At 34.0% G+C, this 18,044-nt stretch carries 13 protein-coding genes; 8 read left to right on the top strand and 5 right to left on the bottom strand.

All coding sequences use genetic code 11. From position 1 onward, the window contains the following. Positions 1-64: 64 nt before the first annotated feature. Entirely contained in the window at positions 65-2,947 is a 2,883-nt protein-coding gene (polA, locus tag EMTOL_RS18810) for a DNA polymerase I (protein WP_015030913.1), read from the bottom strand. Positions 2,948-3,092: 145 nt separating this feature from the next. Here polA and EMTOL_RS18815 point away from each other — a divergent pair, with 145 nt between their 5' ends. Together EMTOL_RS18815 and EMTOL_RS18820 are read left to right on the top strand one after the other, a co-directional pair. Continuing rightward, a complete protein-coding gene (locus EMTOL_RS18815; RefSeq protein ID WP_015030914.1) occupies positions 3,093-4,598 on the top strand; it encodes a vanadium-dependent haloperoxidase in 1,506 nt (501 codons plus the stop codon). A 2-nt stretch (positions 4,599-4,600) separates the two neighbouring features. Beyond that, positions 4,601-5,728 carry an NAD(P)/FAD-dependent oxidoreductase gene (locus tag EMTOL_RS18820; RefSeq protein ID WP_015030915.1) on the top strand — a complete coding sequence of 376 codons (1,128 nt, stop codon included), beginning with the start codon at positions 4,601-4,603 and terminating at the stop codon, positions 5,726-5,728. A 51-nt stretch (positions 5,729-5,779) separates the two neighbouring features. Here the strand turns inward: EMTOL_RS18820 and EMTOL_RS18825 are convergent, their stop codons facing one another. Beyond that, entirely contained in the window at positions 5,780-6,361 is a 582-nt protein-coding gene (locus tag EMTOL_RS18825; RefSeq protein WP_305953274.1) for a 7-carboxy-7-deazaguanine synthase QueE, read from the bottom strand. A gap of 201 nt (positions 6,362-6,562) precedes the next feature. Here EMTOL_RS18825 and ispG point away from each other — a divergent pair, with 201 nt between their 5' ends. From ispG to EMTOL_RS18850, 6 genes are all read left to right on the top strand, one after another. After that, positions 6,563-8,563: a (E)-4-hydroxy-3-methylbut-2-enyl-diphosphate synthase gene (ispG, locus tag EMTOL_RS18830; RefSeq protein ID WP_015030917.1), complete on the top strand. Its 2,001-nt coding sequence runs from the start codon at positions 6,563-6,565 to the stop codon at positions 8,561-8,563. Positions 8,564-8,591: 28 nt separating this feature from the next. After that, entirely contained in the window at positions 8,592-8,786 is a 195-nt protein-coding gene (locus EMTOL_RS22620; RefSeq protein WP_015030918.1) for a DUF6728 family protein, read from the top strand. Positions 8,787-8,792: 6 nt separating this feature from the next. After that, positions 8,793-9,143 carry an MmcQ/YjbR family DNA-binding protein gene (locus EMTOL_RS18835; RefSeq protein ID WP_015030919.1) on the top strand — a complete coding sequence of 117 codons (351 nt, stop codon included), beginning with the start codon at positions 8,793-8,795 and terminating at the stop codon, positions 9,141-9,143. 13 nt (positions 9,144-9,156) lie between these two features. Further along, positions 9,157-9,690, top strand: coding sequence for a tetratricopeptide repeat protein (locus tag EMTOL_RS18840; protein ID WP_305953275.1), 534 nt, complete (start codon positions 9,157-9,159; stop codon positions 9,688-9,690). 17 nt (positions 9,691-9,707) lie between these two features. Further along, complete coding sequence (locus EMTOL_RS18845) at positions 9,708-10,127, top strand: gamma-glutamylcyclotransferase family protein (RefSeq protein ID WP_015030921.1); 420 nt, start codon at positions 9,708-9,710, stop codon at positions 10,125-10,127. Between the two features lie 114 nt (positions 10,128-10,241). Continuing rightward, the gene (locus EMTOL_RS18850) at positions 10,242-12,725 is read left to right on the top strand and encodes a DUF5686 and carboxypeptidase-like regulatory domain-containing protein (protein ID WP_015030922.1); all 2,484 of its coding nucleotides are present in this window, start codon (positions 10,242-10,244) and stop codon (positions 12,723-12,725) included. Here the strand turns inward: EMTOL_RS18850 and EMTOL_RS18855 are convergent. The 3 genes from EMTOL_RS18855 to EMTOL_RS18865 are packed head-to-tail and all read right to left on the bottom strand — an operon-like array spanning position 12,715 to position 17,974. After that, positions 12,715-13,710, bottom strand: coding sequence for a hypothetical protein (locus tag EMTOL_RS18855; RefSeq protein ID WP_305953276.1), 996 nt, complete (start codon positions 13,708-13,710; stop codon positions 12,715-12,717). The two genes, EMTOL_RS18850 and EMTOL_RS18855, sit on opposite strands and share 11 nt — an antisense overlap. A 28-nt stretch (positions 13,711-13,738) precedes the next feature. Next, positions 13,739-15,763, bottom strand: a complete 2,025-nt coding sequence (locus EMTOL_RS18860; RefSeq protein ID WP_015030924.1) for a sialate O-acetylesterase — start codon at positions 15,761-15,763, stop codon at positions 13,739-13,741. An 18-nt stretch (positions 15,764-15,781) separates the two neighbouring features. Beyond that, positions 15,782-17,974: a glutamine synthetase III family protein gene (locus EMTOL_RS18865; protein ID WP_015030925.1), complete on the bottom strand. Its 2,193-nt coding sequence runs from the start codon at positions 17,972-17,974 to the stop codon at positions 15,782-15,784. Positions 17,975-18,044 lie beyond the last annotated feature (70 nt).

An 18,044-nucleotide genomic window follows, 5' to 3' on the forward strand; every position in this document is an offset into this window, starting at 1 on the left:
AATACTGGAAAATTGTCCATTGATGCAAGACAAATTTCCAGTATTTTGAGCAATGGAATGCTTATTAGTGAGCTTCAAGCCAATTTTGACCAATTCCCATGCCTGTTTCCATCTTTACAGTAAGCGGAATGGCCGTGCACATTAATTCATCAACTTTCGTTTTAAGGAAATCGACTTCCGAACGATGGGCATCAAATACAAGTTCATCATGTACTTGTAAAATCATACGTGATTGTAGTTGCTCTTTTTTCATAAAATCATGAATATTTATCATAGCAACTTTAATCATATCGGCGGCCGAACCTTGAATTGGAGCATTGATGGCATTACGTTCGGCAAAACCTCGGTCGGTCATGTTCTGTGAATTGATATCTCGTAAATATCTACGACGACCTAAAATAGTTTCGGCATATTTCACTTCACGAGCTTTATTGATGGTATCATCCATAAATTGTTTGATTTTTGGAAATTCAACCCAGTAAGCATCAATAATTTCTTTAGCTTCACCACGGGGAATATTGAGCCTTTGCGATAAGCCAAAAGCCGAAATTCCATAAATAATGCCAAAATTGACCATTTTGGCCTTTCTACGCATATCAGATGTTACATCAGAAAGGCCCACTCTGAATACTTTTGACGCTGTTGTTGAGTGAATATCAATCCCTTGGTTGAATGCCTCGAGCATACTTTCATCGCCACTGAAAGCTGCCATGATACGTAATTCAATTTGAGAATAATCGGCAGAAAGAATAACATACTCATCATTGCGTGGCACAAAAGCCTTTCTGATTTCACGGCCTCTTGGTGTTCGAATCGGAATGTTTTGCAAATTTGGATTCGTTGAACTCAAACGCCCCGTAGCCGCAACTGCTTGATTATAAGAGGTATGTATTCTACCAGTCTTTTTTGAAATCAAGGCTGGGAGGGCGTCAACGTAAGTGTTTTTTAATTTTACTAACTCTCTGAAATCTAGGATTTTACGAACAATTTCGTGTTCGTTTTCTAATTTCGAAAGGATATCCTCGCCAGTAGCATATTGACCCGTTTTAGTTTTTTTAGCGTTTTTATCTAATTTGAGTTTTTCAAAAAGAATTTCCCCTAATTGTTTTGGAGAAGCTACATTAAATTCCTGTCCAGCAATATTGAAAATATCGGATTGAATTTGACGAACATCACTTTCAAGAACACTAGACATTTCTTGAAGTGCTGACTCATCAACTCTTACACCTTCCATTTCCATATCGGCTAATACCTTAACCAATGGCATTTCTACTTGCTGAAGAAGCTTTTGCTGTTGAGAATCGGCCAATTTAGGAGCCAGAATGTGCTTTAATTGAAAGGTAATATCTGCATCTTCTGCGGCATAATCTTTAATTTTTTCTAAAGCTACATCACGCATACTACCTTGAGATTTTCCTTTACCAATAAGGGTTTCGATAGAAACAGGCTCATAGTTTAAGTAGATATTAGCCAAATAATCCATGCCGTGGCGTTGTTCGGGTTCGATGATATAATGAGCCAACATGGTATCAAATAACGTACCTTTCAGTTCGATTCCATAATTTTTCAAAACCATCAAATCGTATTTGATATTTTGTCCAATTTTAATAATTGACTCATTTTCAAATACTTCCTTAAACTCATTCATCACTGCTTGAGCTTCTTCTTTTTCACTTGGAATCGGAACATAAAATGCTTCACCAGCATAATAAGCAAACGATAATCCAACAACTTCTGCATCTACGGCATCAACAGAAGTAGTTTCAGAATCGAAGCAAAATTCTTCTTGATTACTTAAATATTGAATTAAACTTTTTCTCAAAATAGGTGTATCCATAAGGTGATACTCATGAACTTTGCTTAAAATGGTATCCTTTACGGAATTAGCTCTATATTGAAGTTCTTCCTCTTCCTCAAAAGGAGTTTGAGCAGCGATTTGAGGTGCCGCTGGTGCACCCATTGCTTCGAACATCGAAATTTGCGTACCTGATTTTGCTTTTAATGCATTGACAGGGGCAGTGCTTGGATTAGACTTTTGACTTGAATCACCCGAGGAAGATGCAGGAACTGGCTCGTTTGGTAATAAGCGTTTACGCAAGGTACGAAACTCTAATTCATCCAAAAGAGGACCCATTAATTCAGGTTTGGGGTGAGTTATTTTTAGGAAATCTTCATTGAATTCAACTGGAACATTAAGTTCAATTTGGGCTAACTTTTTCGATAAAAGTGCTTGTTCTTTATTGTTTTTGATGGCTTCACCAACTTTCCCAGTAAGTTTATCAGCATTTTCATACATATTTTCGATTGAGCCATAAGTAGCAATTAGCTTCGCTGCAGTTTTTTCTCCAACTCCTGGTACTCCCGGAATGTTATCAACTGCATCCCCCATCAAACCAAGAATATCTACAACTTGCTCTGGGTGTTCGATTCCCCACTTTTCACAAACTTCTTTTACACCTAATTTCTCGGCATCTTTTCCGCCAATCGCGGGTTTGTATATATAAATATGGTCTTCTACTAATTGCCCGTAATCTTTATCGGGGGTCATCATAAAGACCTCAAAATCGTGTTTGGCTGCTTGTTTGGCAAGTGTTCCAATTACGTCATCAGCTTCGTAGCCTGCAAGCATAAGCAAAGGAATATCCATTGCTTCAACTAACTTTTTGACATAAGGAATAGCAATCGTTATATCTTCTGGTTGTTCTTGACGATTAGCTTTGTATTCTGGAAACCAATCATTTCTAAAGGTTCCACCGGGCAAATCAAAGGCAACACCGATATGCGTTGGTTTTTCTTTTTGAATAACTTCTAAGATGGCATTAGCTACCCCAAAAACACAGCTTGTGTTCAGTCCTGTGGATGTTAGGCGAGGGGCTTTCATGAAAGCAAAGTGAGCTCTGTAAATGAGAGCCATGGCATCTAACAAAAAAAGTTTTTTAGTGGGCATTGTATTGCGAAAATTATAATTTAGGCCCTAAATTACACGGATTTTTTATAAGTGATGAAATAAATTAAAATTGTCGAGGATAATTGCTTAAAAATGATGATTTTTAAGGTTAAAACTTTGGCTAAACTAAATTCAAGAATTTCAAATGCGTAGAAGGCTAACATTATTATTTATACTTATATGTACTTTTGGAGTACAGGCACAAACTAAAAAAACTTCCACAAAAAAAACTACCACCAAGTCCACAATTAAACCTAAATCAAGTGTCAAGAGTAAAAATTCCGTAGAAAAATCAAAAAAAGCAGAAAAAGTCATCGAAAAAGAGGAAGAGGACTTAGTTGAGGAATCTGAAAATATACAAGATGAAAAACCTATATTAACGAAGGTTGAGCCAGCAAGAATATACGATTATAAAAACTCAGATTTATTGGTAAAGTGGCATGAGCTTATTTTTGAACTTATCGAGCAAACACAAGGGTATAGTCCAAATGTAGCAGCAAGAAACATGGCTTACATTAACTTAGCCGCTTATGAGTCGATATTACCAGCTAATCTGGGTAATTTATCTTTGTCAGGTCAATTGCAAGATTTCGCACGTCCTGATAGTTTGAATATTGATAGCCGTCAATTCAATGCATCTGTGGCACTCAATTCGGCGGTTTTTAAATTAGTAGATAAATTCTTTATTTCCGCTCCATACATTTGGATGGAAAAGGTATATGCTTTAAACGATTCAGTGAACAATCATTTCTCAAGAATCATATCGCCAGAAGCAATGAGAAAATCAAAGATTTATGGGGCAAAGATTGCTTATTGGATTTATGAGTATTCACGAAATGATGGAGGGCATCAATCATTCGTGCGTACGTATAGTATGGGTTATAAATTGCCTGTATGCCAATCTTGTTTTGAAATCAATAGAGTAGCCGATTTGGAGAATACTGGTCCTCTGCACCCAAAATGGGGGGGTAATAGGACATTTTTGATGGAAAACCAATTAGAAATTGATATAAAGCCAACGGTAGAATTTTCAATTTATCCGAATTCGCCTTTTTATATGATGGCAAAGGAAGTGTATGATATTTCTAAACAGGTTGTTCCGAATAGTGAAAAATTGCAGATTGCTAATTTTTGGGATGATGCTGCTACTTTTACCTATACGGCACCGGGGCATTCTGTTTCGATTTTGGTACAAGTACTAAAACAAAAACCAGTAGAATTAATCGAAGCGGCCGAATTGCTAAGTAATTTGACATTAGCGATTAATGACGCTTTTATTGTAACTTGGAAAATAAAATACCAATATAATTTGATTCGTCCAATAACGTACATCAAACGTTATATCGACAATCAGTGGGAGCCTGCTTTACTTACTCCGCCATTTCCTGAATTTCCTTCGGGTCATTCAGCTCAAACATCAACAATGGCCACCGTACTTACCTCAAAGTTAGGTGATAATGTAAGTTTTATTGATTATTCAAAATACTTTGTTGGACCACCGAAGAAATTTCAATCCTTTTGGGCGGCTGCGAAAGAATGTAGCATTTCAAGGGTTTATGGAGGAATTCATTTTAGAGATGCTATTGAACAAGGTGAAGAATTAGGCAAAATTATAGGCAAAAATGCACTTACCCTTAGATACAAAAAGTAAAAATGTACCATGACGTTGTTATTGTTGGAGGAGGGCTTGGTGGCTTAGTTTCATCGATACAATTAGTAAATAAAGGATACAAAGTATTAGTCATTGAAAAATATAGTTATCCTTATAACAAAGTTTGTGGAGAATATGTATCGAATGAAATTAGACCTTTCCTAGAGTCATTAGGCCTCAATTTGGTTAATTTAGGTGCTGCTTCAATTAACCGTTTTCTACTTTCTGCTGTAAATGGAAAGTCTATCGAAACTAAATTGGAAATGGGCGGTTTTGGACTGAGCCGTTATACGCTTGATTTTGAACTTTTCAAAATTGCCAAATCTCTAGGAGTAGAATTTGCTGAAAATACATTGGTGGAAGATATTCAAAAAATCAATGACGTATTCTTTGTTGAGACCAATCAAGGTGAAACTTACGAAGCCAATGTTGTTATTGGTGCGTACGGAAAACGAGGAAAATTAGATAAAACAATATTTCGTCAAATTCCTAATCAGGGAAAAGCTTATGTTGGCGTAAAATATCATATTAAATACGATTTCCCCAAAGATTTAATTGCTCTCCATAATTTTAAAGGTGGTTACTGCGGCATTTCGGCCATTGAAGATGATAAATATTGTTTATGTTATTTGTCGGATAGAAATAATGTAAAGCACAGTGGGGGTATCAATGAAATGGAACAGGAATTTATGTATCAAAATCCCTATTTGCTAGATATTTTTACAAATGCAGAAATCCTTTTCACGAGACCTTTGGTGATAAATGAAATTAACTTTGTTCCTAAATCGGCTGTTCATAATAATATAATGATGGTAGGGGATACGGCTGGATTAATTACGCCTTTAGCAGGAAATGGGATGTCTATTGCAATGCATGCAGGGGTAATAGCCACCAGTTTAATTGATAAGTTTTTGAAAAAAGAAATTACTCGTGAAGGAATGGAGAAAACCTACGAGAAAGAGTGGAATAAAAACTTTAGAAATCGGCTTTGGCGTGGACGCCAGCTCCAAAAATTCTTTGGAAGTGAATTTAATTCAAACCTTGCAGTTTCCATGTTTTCAAAAATGCCATTTTTACTACCGCCAATTATTAAAGGAACACACGGTGAAAAAGTAGAAGGTTATGATTGATAACGAGAGAAGAAAAGAGGTTAATTGATAATCTTTAACCTCTTTGCAATACTAAGGAATATCTAAGTATTTATGTGTTTGCAAACTAATTCTCCACTGTGGATTTTCTTTGATATACTCTACAATCAGGGGCTGCATGGTGTCTTTTTTACTCCATTCTGGTTGTAGTAAAAGTTGACACTCTTTATTTACGAGTTTTGCATATTTTTCAGCAAACTTAAAGTCAGATTTGTTATAGACAATCACCTTAAGTTCGTTGGCAACGGCAAAGATACTTGGATGAGCTTCTTTAAATTTCTTAGGCGAAAAACAAACCCAATCCCAATGGCCAGACATTGGATGGGCACCAGAAGTTTCGATATTTGTTTGAAAACCAGCATCTTTTAAAGCTAATGTTAGTTCGTCCAAATTATACATTAGTGGCTCTCCACCTGTAATAACAGCTAATCTTCCTTTAAATTTACTTGCTTCATCTACAATTTCATCAATTGTGAATTTTGGATGAATGTCAGCATCCCATGATTCTTTCACATCGCACCAAACACAACCTACATCACATCCTCCCAAGCGAATAAAATATGCCGCTCTTCCCGCATGAAATCCCTCACCTTGAAGCGTGTAAAATGCTTCCATAACGGGTAATTTATTTTTCACTATAATCATTCTTTAATTAAAATAATTGCAAAATTACCAAAAAATCCCCAAAAGAAGACTATAAAAAGATTATACAACAAAATTTCAACCTTTCGAGCGTTATTATAGTTATATTCATAGCTAAATTTGCAATCCGAATTATAGATAAGTTTTATTGTTGAAAGTTGAATAAATAGATATATGTTATTAGAAATACAAAAAAAATATTGTAAGTCATTGACAGCGTATTCACGTCGTCAAACAAACCAAGTGAGAATTGGTGATTTGTATTTGGGTTCAGATTACCCCATAAGAGTACAGTCAATGACTACAGTAGATACGATGGACACAATAGGCTCAGTTGAGCAATCAATTAGAATGATTGAGAGCGGTTGTGAATTGGTCCGTATTACTGCACCAAGTGTAAAAGAAGCTCAAAATTTAGAGAATATAAAAAATGAATTGCGAAAAAGGGGCTACCAAACACCCTTGGTTGCTGATATTCATTTCACGCCAAATGCAGCCGAACTCGCTGCTCGAATAGTAGAAAAAGTTCGAATAAACCCCGGGAATTATGCCGATAAGAAACGTTTTGAAGTAATTGATTATACTAACGAAAGTTATGCCAATGAGTTAGAGAGAATACGTGAGCGTTTCTTACCGTTGGTAAGAATTTGTAAAGAATACGGAACAGCCATGAGGATTGGTACTAATCATGGTTCATTATCTGACCGCATTTTAAGTAGATACGGTGATACTCCGCTCGGAATGGTTGAATCTGCTTTGGAATTCCTAAGAATTTGTGAAGATGAAAATTATTATAACATTGTAATTTCAATGAAATCTTCAAATCCACAAGTGATGGTGCAGGCCTATCGTTTGTTGGTTCAAAGACTTGAAGAAGAAAAACTTAAACCATATCCATTGCATTTAGGCGTAACAGAAGCAGGTGAAGGTGAAGATGGGCGAATAAAGTCTTCCATGGGAATTGGTACTTTGTTAGAAGATGGATTAGGAGATACGGTGCGTGTAAGTTTAACAGAAGACCCCGAATTTGAAGCCCCTGTGGCACGTTCATTAATTACTAAAAGTGCTGATTTTAGAGCAAAAAGTGATTTTGGAAAAAATGATTCGGCTAATTTAGAAGTTTCACCGATAAATCCATACAGTTATAGCAGAAGAGAAACGTTTGAAGTAGGAAACTTTGGTGGTTTAAATGTGCCGAGAGTAGTGGCTGATTACTCAGATATTGTAGTAGAGGCACACGATGATTTAAAAGCAATTGGACATTTTTATTTGCCACTTCCTGATAAGTGGAGAATGAATGATTTAGGTGCAGATTATATCTATTCAGGTAAAAATTTGATTCCATTCATGTTGCCAAATGGTCTAAAAGAAATTTTAGATTATGAAACATGGCTTACTCAAACTGATAAAATCAATAAACTTCCATTCTATTCGGTAGAAGAATTTTTTAATCCTTCTAAACAATTACATTCTACAATGAATTTTGTTGGAGTAAGTTTAGATGACCTAACTCCAGTTTTTGTAGAATATATTAAATCATACCAAAATGCAATTATTGTTGCTAAAGCAAATACTGAAACTGCAATGGTGGAATTGAGAAGTTTTTATTTCCAACTTTTAAAATATTCTATCAAAAATCCTGTAATTTTAAGTAAAAGTTATGGGGCAATTTCAGAAAGCGATTTCCAGTTATACGCTGCAACCGATTTTGGTGGAGTTCTAATAGAAGGATTTGGTGATGGTATTATGATAGGACTTCCTAATTTTTCAACAAAAAACGAAAAATTAGAAAGATTGAAGACCGTAAATAGTACTTCTTTTGGAATTTTGCAGGCAGCACGTACTCGCATGAGTAAAACCGAATATATTTCATGCCCTTCTTGTGGTAGAACTTTATTTGATTTACAAGAAACTACGGCCATGATTAGAAAACGTACTGACCATTTAAAAGGTGTTAAAATCGGTATTATGGGCTGTATAGTAAATGGACCAGGTGAAATGGCTGATGCAGATTATGGCTATGTGGGTATTGGTAAAGATAAAATTGCTCTTTATCGAGGTCAAACCGTAATGAAGAAATCAGTACACGCAGATAATGCAGTTGATGAGTTAATTGAACTTATCAAAGAAGATGGAAGATGGTTTGAGCCAGAAGTTTTAGAATACGCGGAATAATTTTCGGAATCCCTATAAATAAATTAAAATGTTAGAAAAGTTTAAATCCTTTTTATCAATTGGTCCGGTTTTTAGTTATTTTTTTCGAGTGTTTCGAAAAGATACTGATGGTAAGTACCCGCATAGCTTCAATTTGAAGATGATGCATGGTATAAATAAAATATCAATTTTGATGTTTTTGGTGTGTTTGGTAATAATGGTTGTTCGATGTGCAACTCGTTAATATTTAATGAACTTAGAAGTTTTTCGTGAATATTGTTTAGCAAAAAAAGGAGTTACCGAGGAGCTTCCTTTTGGTCCAGACACACTTGTTTACAAGGTGATGGGTAAAATGTTTGCTCTTACAAATTTCGATTTTGAACGTGTAAGCCTTAAAAATATTCCCGAAAAAAATCAAGAACTAAGGGCAGAATTTGATGCTGTTCAACCTGCTTATCACATGAACAAACAGCATTGGAATATGGTGTTGACCAACGGGAGTGTAAAAGATACCCAACTTCGCGAATGGGTTGACGAATCTTATGATTTAGTAATTGCTAGTCTTACAAGGAAAACCAAAGAAGAATTAAACAAGCTGTAATAAAATGGAGGTAATGCTTATCGGCATACCGTTTTTGATTTACATTTATCTGAGAATCAGATTAGGGAATGATATTACCCCACAAGAACGTGACGAGGCATTGTTTAAAGAAGGAATAGACCTTTATCATAATGAAGCGTGTGCCCCAGCATTTAGGTATTTCGAAGAGAAAGTTTTAAATTATCCTAAATCTGCAGTTGCTTATCTTTACAGGGGAAAATGTCATTACTACTTCGAAAACTGGGAAGCTGCCTTGATTGATTTTGAAAAAACGCTACGTTTAGACAATACTATTCCTGAAGCCTATTGGCTAAAAGCAAATTGTTTGTATATGTTGGAGGATTATGCCTCAGCACTTTTTGAACTAAAAAGAGCTTCAAGATTTTATTTAGATAAAAATGCTGATGTACTGAGGTCAATCGGAGAACTAGAATTTAGAGGTGGGGATTTTGAAAGTGCAGAAAAAAATCTTAAAATTGCTTCAAATTTGGGTGATAGTCAATCTGCAATTCTTTTAAGAACTTTATTTATAGGAAATATTCGTTAGTATTTCAAAGTATAAAAATGGGAGAAACTGAGTATCTTTTTGTGTACGGAACACTTTTAAGTGAATATGGCGATAATGATTCGCATCAATGGGTTAGAAAATATGCAGAGTTTTTAGGCAAAGCAACCATTGAAGGAAAAATGTATATGGTAGATTACTATCCAGGTATTATTCCTTGCTCAAAAGGTGAAAGGTTTTGCGTAAAAGGCGAACTCTATAAACTACACGAACCCGAACAATTATTTAGCCTTCTAGACCGCTACGAAGAGTACAATCCTATGGACCCTGCTCACTCGGAGTACGTACGTAAAAAAGTGAATGCCGTTTTAAAAAACGATGGAAAAACTTACGAGGCTTGGGTTTATTATTTTAATCAATCAGTTGAAGATTTAGAGTTTATGCCCAAAGGTGATTTTCTCAATGAATATCATAAATAAAACATGAATTTATATGACTTTTTAGTTATTTGACTATTATAAGCAACGAATCAGCCAGTTATTGCGTTTTTATAGTACACAGTTTTCGTATTGTTGTAACGCAATTATTGAGTAATGAAAAAACTTTATATTCTACTATTTTTAACATTCTCCCAACTTGCCCTTGCTCAAAAAGTATATATTATAAAAGGTAAAGTTTCAGACCAAGTCACGCATGACCCAATACCTTTTGCTTCAATAAATATTAAGAATACTTCACTTGGAAAGAATACTGATTTTGAAGGAAATTTTGAGTTCAAATTAGGTACAATTCCTTCAGATTCACTTTTCATTTCTTGTTTAGGTTATTTCTCTAAATCGGTTTTTATTTCAAGAGATTCCTTAGTACAAACTATTGATATTCAACTTAGACCTTCCGAAATTCTCTTACAAGAAGTAAAAGTTTACGCTGGTGAAAACCCTGCACATCGCATCATTAGAAAAGCAGTTACTGCAAAGTCTGAAAATAATTATAAGAAAATTGATGGCTTTGATTATGAAAGTTATAATAAGATTGAGGTAGATTTTAATAAAATTAGCGAAAAATTACGTCAACGTAGAATCACTCAAAAAGTAAATAAAGCCATTGAAGAAATCGGCACTTTGACTGACGATGAAGGCAAAGTACTCCTACCTTCATTTATTTCTGAATCAGTTTCTCATTACTACTTCCGAAATAACCCAAGACTTTCAAAAGAAATTATTAAAAAGACAAATATCAAGGGAATTGGAGTAACAGATGGAAGTCTTACTTCGCAGTTAATTGGTTCAACTTTTCAGCAGTATAATTTTTATGTCAATCAAGTGAATGTACTTGATAAGAACTTTGCTTCACCAATTGCCGATGATTGGAAACTTATTTATGACTATTATTTAGCTGATAGCTCTTATTTTGGAGAAAATTTTTGCTATAAAATTGATTTTACACCTAAACGTAAGCAAGATTTAGCTTTTGCTGGTTCTATTTGGGTTGAAAAAGAGACTTGGGCAATTGCTCAAATTGATGCCACTATTACGAAAGATGCCAACTTAAACTTTATTGAAAGAATTAAAATTCAACAAGAATTAGAACCTTTTGGGAAAGTTTGGTTTCCAGTAAAAAATAGAATTTTGGTTGATGTCAATGAAGTAACTAAGGGTTCGGCTGGTTTGCTATTGAAGTTTACCAATTATAATGAAGACATAGTAATCAATCAGGTAAAAGATGTGAAATTTTTTGACGGTGGTATAGAAATTGCCCCTGATTATCGAGAAAATGATAATAATTTTTGGCAGAAAGTTCGACCAGAGCCATTCACAGAAAAAGAACAAATGGCTTATGCAATGATTGATACCATTAAGAATGTTCCTGTGGTAAAACGTTATACCAATTTAGCATTGTTACTTTCAAGTGGTTATAAAAAGATTTATACTGGAATTGAACTAGGTCCTTTAGTCTATACAGGAGCATACAATAATGTTGAAGGTGTAAGAATGAGGCTAGGATTGAGGACAAATTTTGAGTTTAGTAGAAAATGGGTTTTACAGGGATATTTAGCATACGGCACTAAGGATGAAGCATGGAAAATGGGTGGCGAAGTAACAAGAATTATTTCTCGAAAGCCATGGACAACCGTAAGCTTAAAATATTCTAACGACATTGAACAAGTAGGGCTTCGTCAAGAAGATTTGGGTTTGGGCTCCATCTTCATGGCCTACATGAAATTTGGTACATTAATGAGGCCTTTTTATGAAACTGAAAGAAAAATGGAGTTTCAAAGAGAAGTTGCCAAAGGAATTTTTACTGCTTTTACATTCAGAACTCGAAGTTTTGATCCACTTTATAATTTTTCGTATAGAGAAAAACCGAGCTTAGGAGATGCTTCGCCATTAATTACAAGATACAATACTTCTGAGTTTGTCTCTGAAATTACATTTGCAAGAGATGAATTGGCAATCGTAAATGATAATGAACGTTTAAGTTTTGGAACTGTTAAATCTCCAACTATTACTTTAAGGTATGCTCTGGGTGCAAAAAACCTATTCAACAGTGATTTCAATTTCCATAAATTCTTATTCAAATATAGTCATACATTAAATGCAGGCTATTTTGGAAAGACTTATTATAAGGCAGAAGCTGGCTTAATTTTAGGTACTTTACCTTATCCTCTATTAAAAAGTCATCTAGGAAATGAAAGTATTTTTATAGTAAGTAACTCTTTCAACTTGATGAATAATTTTGAATTTGTGAGTGATAAATACATATCCTTAAGATATAATCATGATTTTGAGGGTTTACTATTTAATCGTTTTCCATTAATTAAAAAATGGAAATGGCGAACATTTACAACGGGTAAGTTTCTTTATGGAGGTTTGTCTGAAGAAAATAAACAAATGAATCCATTAACAAATGAAAAACCTTTCAGTAGCCTTAGCTCAAAACCATACGTTGAACTTGGTTATGGTGTAAGCAATATTTTTAAAGTTTTGAGAATTGAAGCAATGCACCGCCTCACTTATCAAGATATTCCTAATGTAAATAAATTTGGCGTAAAAATATCAATGGAAATTACTTTGTAGCATAAATTCTACGCATTATATCATTAGCCACCGAAGGCTTGTAATGGTATATTTCATAATAATTGGCCACATTATTTGTGTATTCATTGATACCCGAAAAATCGTAAATATTTTCTTTTCCAAAGTATTGTTGAAGTATAGCCAAATCTTCATTGTTAAAATAAGCTTGGTCGTAGGTTGGGCCGAGTATAATTTTGAATTTGGTATGATTTTTCAATAGGCTTTTACGTATCATATCAAGAAATTTTAATTGATATTTTTTTATGGCCGGAGGTGGTAAATTTTTCTCGCTACTTCTTTGATAGAAAAAATTTGGTTGATTATAGTATGCAACGGAGTCTTTTTTTATTTGCTCGATATAACTTGTAAAAATAAAGTCATTAACTACTGGCGTATAGTTTATTTTACGAAATTCTAAGAATTGTTTCATGTAATCCTTATAATTTCCTGTAATCAAGTTATCGTAAAATGCAAGGAAAAATCCTTTTGAAAAGTAGGTGTTAATGAACACCATCTGATATTTCCACCAATCTAAACCACTTACCCTGTAATCTTGTACAAAAACGCTACCAAGTGTATCTTGTTCATAATTGAAAAGGCTTCTATCAAACACAAATAATACATTATCAAGCTTATTGCCCTTCTCTTCAATAAATTTCATTTTGTAAGCAACACCAGAAATTGTCTCACAAGAGGCATCAAAATGGTAGGGCGTAGAATCGTTTATGTGTTTGCCCCATTCTTTGGCATAAAATACACTTGAGCGTGAACTTCCGAAAATGAACGATTTATAATGATATTTTTGATGATTATTCAAGAAAATCTGAGTAGAAATTCTATCACGATTTAAACTTTTGGCAAAGTTATCTGGGTAAGCATCGTATGTTCTTACAATTTTGAAGGGGTCAGTTATTAAATAACCAACAAATAATACTAATAATGGACTTAGAAAAAGGCAGATTTTTATTGTAAATTTACTTAGCATTAAATCAAAAATTGAATAATAAAACCTTTTATTGAACCACAAATTTCTTAATTAATTTTGTATTATCCTCTAAAATTGCCCTAATATAATATTTTCCGGGATTCAATTCACTTGTTGATAAAAAGGAATAATTGTTATTTTCCTTGAAGTGATGAATAATTTCACCTCGTTCGTTGTAAATAGTCACTTCTTTAATCGCTTTTTCAAATAATGGTATAATTTTCAGAAAATCATTTTTTAAAACCGGATTAGGAAAAACTATTAAATTCTCAGTGCTTGCAGAAAATTGATTATTATTTTGGGTATTAATTTCTATGATATTGCTGTAAATAGTTTCACCATCTCTTTTTGTTTTTATTCTATAATAATATTTTATTCCTTCAATGACATAGTTATCTGAAAACGAACTTTCAGTGGTAGAACCAATTCTGTAGAAGTTAGTAGGGGTATTTTGAGCCTTTTCAATTTCGAAATAAAAATTATAATACTTTATTTTCGTCCAACTAAGTAAAATTGAGTTCTTAGAAATTTGAGCTCCATTGAGACTATTAACAAAGGAAATTTCAGGTTTACTAATTGGTACATCTTTGAATGATAAAGCTGCAATATTATTAATATTCCTAATAGGAATGATGCCTGGTAGAACAGAAATAAATTCAAATGTATAATTATCAGGCAACCAACTTATTTTTTGTCCATCCGAAGGATTTTTTAATTTTAAGATGATATACTTCCCATTTGCAGAACCATTGTCAATACTTAAACTTTTATTATCTAAGTAAAAATAGTCTCTAGAATTTATAGATGGGTGATTTTCATTGCTTTTGGGCATATCCTTCGGAAATACCATGGTTTGATATTTGTCAAATTCTAAAATTAAACTATCTTTTTTTGCAGTAAAATAAGCATACTTTAAGTTTGGTGCATTAATATTCAAAGAGTCTTTATTATTCATAAAGTCTCTTGCTAATTGCCTTGAAATATCAATGCCATTTTGAGCATAACCTTCTAGTTTGTAGTGAAGACCATCAAATGTAGGCGTTCCAATGGTTGACATTACCTCACAATCTGAATACGTTTCGTGTATTTTTCTTTGATATTCTCTTAAATTACCCGCGAGTGTGTTGTTTCCAAAATAAACATTGTTTTGTAGTGTGTAAATTTTTCTGAGTGAAGGAAAGTCTTCAAGTAGCTGCTTTCTGAATTTTTCAAACTTTTTTCCATAATCGTTTTGATAATTAGGGTTGAGAGCTTCACTTTCGCCTTGTCTCCATACCATAATTCTCACCTTTTTATCAATTTCAGCCCATTTTGCTCGTTTCAATAACCTTCCATAAATTGTTTCGGTGTTATCATGTTGTTTTTCATCTCTCAGACTAAGTTCATCGATGCTTTTATTACCTTCCGAACCATTAATGATTGCAATGGGAACTTGATATTTTTCAATCAATTGTCTTTGTATTTGTAGTCCTAAAAGCCCTGCACTCCAATGATTCCAAGGGCGAGAAATTACCCATTGAAATTCAGAAGAATTATAATTAGCAAAGGAACTTCTACCATATTGAAACTCGTCTTTGAAACGTTTAATTTCCTCACTATCATTTGCTAAAGCATTCGATTGACCATAAACTAATATATTTTCACCACAAACTACCTCGATAGCCTTTTTTAGTAGAATAGAGTCATTGTTTTGATGTGAATAAACACTAAATGTGTACTCCGAAAGTTCGGCTCTTATATTTGTTGTTAATTGAAATTCAGTCGATTGATTTTTAAATTGAAGTTTTTGCTTTTGGTAGGCATACAGTTTATTGTTCTTTTGTACAACAAGTGAAACGGCATTTACTTTTTCTGTAAAAATGCGGCCTTTAATATTGACAGATGCAATATTCAAATCATTTCTTTGAAATAACTGGTCGTCCTTCGGAAATTCATCAAAAACTACAGCTACTTGAGCATTCGCAATGAAACAAGCTAAATATAAAAAAACACCAAGTACAAATCTTGGGATAAAAGATTTGACTTGGTGTTTTAAGTATTGATGGATAATCATTAAAGTATATGGGAATTATTATCGAATGTACAATAATTCTCTATATTTTACTAATGGCCAATCTTCATCATCAATTAAAATCTCTAGTTTATCAACATGATAACGAATCTCATCAAAGAAGCTTTTTATTTCAGTGCCATATAAGCGAGCTTGTTCTTCTATATCATCTAAATTATTGGCCTTCTTGCGAGCCTCAGTCATATCATTCACTTTCTTTGAAATTTCTGTTACTCTCTCAGATATTTCTTTGATAATTTGAATAACTGGTTCGGCTTCAGTATCTAGACCCATATCCTTCAAAGATTTTGCCGTTTGAACAAGTCTGGTTTGGTATTTTACAGCCGTAGAAACTACATGATTCATTGCTAAATCCCCTATAACACGAGATTCGATTTGGATTTTTTTGATATAGTTTTCCAATTCAATTTCGTAACGAGCATGGAATTCACGCTCAGTAAGAACACCTAATCTTTCGAATATTTCAATAAATTCTTTTCTTAGGTATGCTTTTAAAGCTTCAGGTGTACTGGCAATATTTGAAAGACCTCTTCGAGCAGCTTCTTCTTTCCATTCATCGCCATATCCATTTCCTTCGAATAAAATCCTTTTACTTTCTTTGATATAGCCTTTAAGAATTTTTACAATTACTTCTTCTTTTTTGCCTTCATGCTCATTCATTTCGGCATCATAATCTGCTCTAAACTTTTCCAATTGATTAGCTACAATGGTATTAAGTATCATCATTGGTTGAGCAGAGTTGGCCGAACCACCAACGGCACGATATTCAAATTTATTTCCTGTAAAAGCAAATGGTGAAGTTCTATTTCGGTCTGTATTATCTAGTAAAATTGAAGGTATTCTATTAAGTCCTAACTTGATATAGGCATTTTCACCTTTTTCGATGGAAACAATTTCTTTGTTTTCGATATCATTCAAAACTTTGGTCATTTGGGTACCTAGAAATATCGAAATAATTGCTGGTGGAGCTTCATTGGCACCAAGACGGTGTTCGTTTCCAGCTGAAGCAATACTTGCACGAAGTAAATCAGCGTTATCATGCACAGCTTTTACGACATTGACTAAGAAAGTTACAAATCTTAAACTTTCTTTAGGTTTTGTGCTAGGTCCTAAAAGATTCACACCTGTATCAGTTCCTAAAGACCAGTTATTATGTTTACCACTACCGTTTATTCCAGCGAATGGTTTTTCATGGAAAAGAACTTCGAAATTGTGTTTTCTTGCTATTTTTCTCATTAAATCCATCAAAAGGATGTTATGGTCACAGGCAAGGTTTACTTCTTCAAAAGTTGGAGCAGCCTCAAATTGAGCTGGAGCAACTTCATTATGGCGAGTACGAACTGGAATTCCTAATTTTAACGCTTCAAACTCAAAATCAACCATAAACGCATTAACACGTGGCGGAATTGAACCAAAATAATGGTCATCAAGTTGTTGTCCCTTAGCTGGAGCATGGCCAAAAACAGTGCGTCCTGCCATCATTAAGTCTGGACGAGCATTAAATAATGATTTATCAACTAAAAAATATTCTTGTTCTGCACCTAAGGTAGCTGAAACTTTCTCAACATGACGGTCAAAGATGACAGCAACTTCAGTAGCTGCTTTATCAAGAGCATGTAAAGATTTTAACAGAGGAGATTTTGAATCTAATAGTTCACCCGTGTATGATACAAAAATCGAAGGGATACAAAGTGTACCAGTACCCGCTTCATTATACATAATAAAGGCTGGTGAGGTAGGGTCCCATGCGGTATAACCACGAGCTTCAAAAGTTGCACGAATACCTCCATTTGGAAAAGAAGAAGCATCTGGTTCTTGTTGCGTAAGGGCACTTCCTTTAAATTTTTCTACTGCTTTTCCATCGAGATTAATATCAAAAAAAGCATCATGTTTCTCCGCAGAACCACCTGTTAGTGGCTGAAACCAGTGAGTGTAGTGGGTTGCTCCTTTTGAAACAGCCCATGATTTCATGGCTGCTGCCACTTCGTCGGCAATTTCGCGGTCTATTTTATCTCCATTTTTAATGGCTGCCGTTACTTTCATATAAGCTTCTGGAGAAAGCATGGCACGCATTACTTCATCATTAAAAATGTTTGAACCATAAAATTCGGTTACTTTTCCTGTTGGAATTTCTACTTTAGTTGCAGTTCTACTTTGAGCTTCTTCAACTGCTTTGAATCTTAGTCTTGCCATTGCTTTTAAAATTTACGAATAATATTTTTAGTGTGTCTTTCTGATTTAATCTGCTTATTTATTAATTTAC

This window comes from Emticicia oligotrophica DSM 17448, from assembly GCF_000263195.1.
Lineage (GTDB): Bacteria > Bacteroidota > Bacteroidia > Cytophagales > Spirosomataceae > Emticicia > Emticicia oligotrophica.

Excerpts from the sequence above, each read along its gene's own strand:
- EMTOL_RS18815 (WP_015030914.1), top strand. The coding sequence starts at position 3,093 with ATGCGTAGAAGGCTAACATTATTATTTATACTTATATGTACTTTTGGA.
- polA (WP_015030913.1), bottom strand. The coding sequence starts at position 2,947 with ATGCCCACTAAAAAACTTTTTTTGTTAGATGCCATGGCTCTCATTTAC.
- EMTOL_RS18840 (WP_305953275.1), top strand. The coding sequence starts at position 9,157 with ATGCTTATCGGCATACCGTTTTTGATTTACATTTATCTGAGAATCAGA.
- EMTOL_RS18850 (WP_015030922.1), top strand. The coding sequence starts at position 10,242 with ATGAAAAAACTTTATATTCTACTATTTTTAACATTCTCCCAACTTGCC.
- EMTOL_RS18855 (WP_305953276.1), bottom strand. The coding sequence starts at position 13,710 with ATGCTAAGTAAATTTACAATAAAAATCTGCCTTTTTCTAAGTCCATTA.
- EMTOL_RS18820 (WP_015030915.1), top strand. The coding sequence starts at position 4,601 with ATGTACCATGACGTTGTTATTGTTGGAGGAGGGCTTGGTGGCTTAGTT.
- EMTOL_RS22620 (WP_015030918.1), top strand. The coding sequence starts at position 8,592 with ATGTTAGAAAAGTTTAAATCCTTTTTATCAATTGGTCCGGTTTTTAGT.
- ispG (WP_015030917.1), top strand. The coding sequence starts at position 6,563 with ATGTTATTAGAAATACAAAAAAAATATTGTAAGTCATTGACAGCGTAT.
- EMTOL_RS18860 (WP_015030924.1), bottom strand. The coding sequence starts at position 15,763 with ATGATTATCCATCAATACTTAAAACACCAAGTCAAATCTTTTATCCCA.
- EMTOL_RS18865 (WP_015030925.1), bottom strand. The coding sequence starts at position 17,974 with ATGGCAAGACTAAGATTCAAAGCAGTTGAAGAAGCTCAAAGTAGAACT.
- EMTOL_RS18825 (WP_305953274.1), bottom strand. The coding sequence starts at position 6,361 with ATGGAAGCATTTTACACGCTTCAAGGTGAGGGATTTCATGCGGGAAGA.
- EMTOL_RS18845 (WP_015030921.1), top strand. The coding sequence starts at position 9,708 with ATGGGAGAAACTGAGTATCTTTTTGTGTACGGAACACTTTTAAGTGAA.
- EMTOL_RS18835 (WP_015030919.1), top strand. The coding sequence starts at position 8,793 with ATGAACTTAGAAGTTTTTCGTGAATATTGTTTAGCAAAAAAAGGAGTT.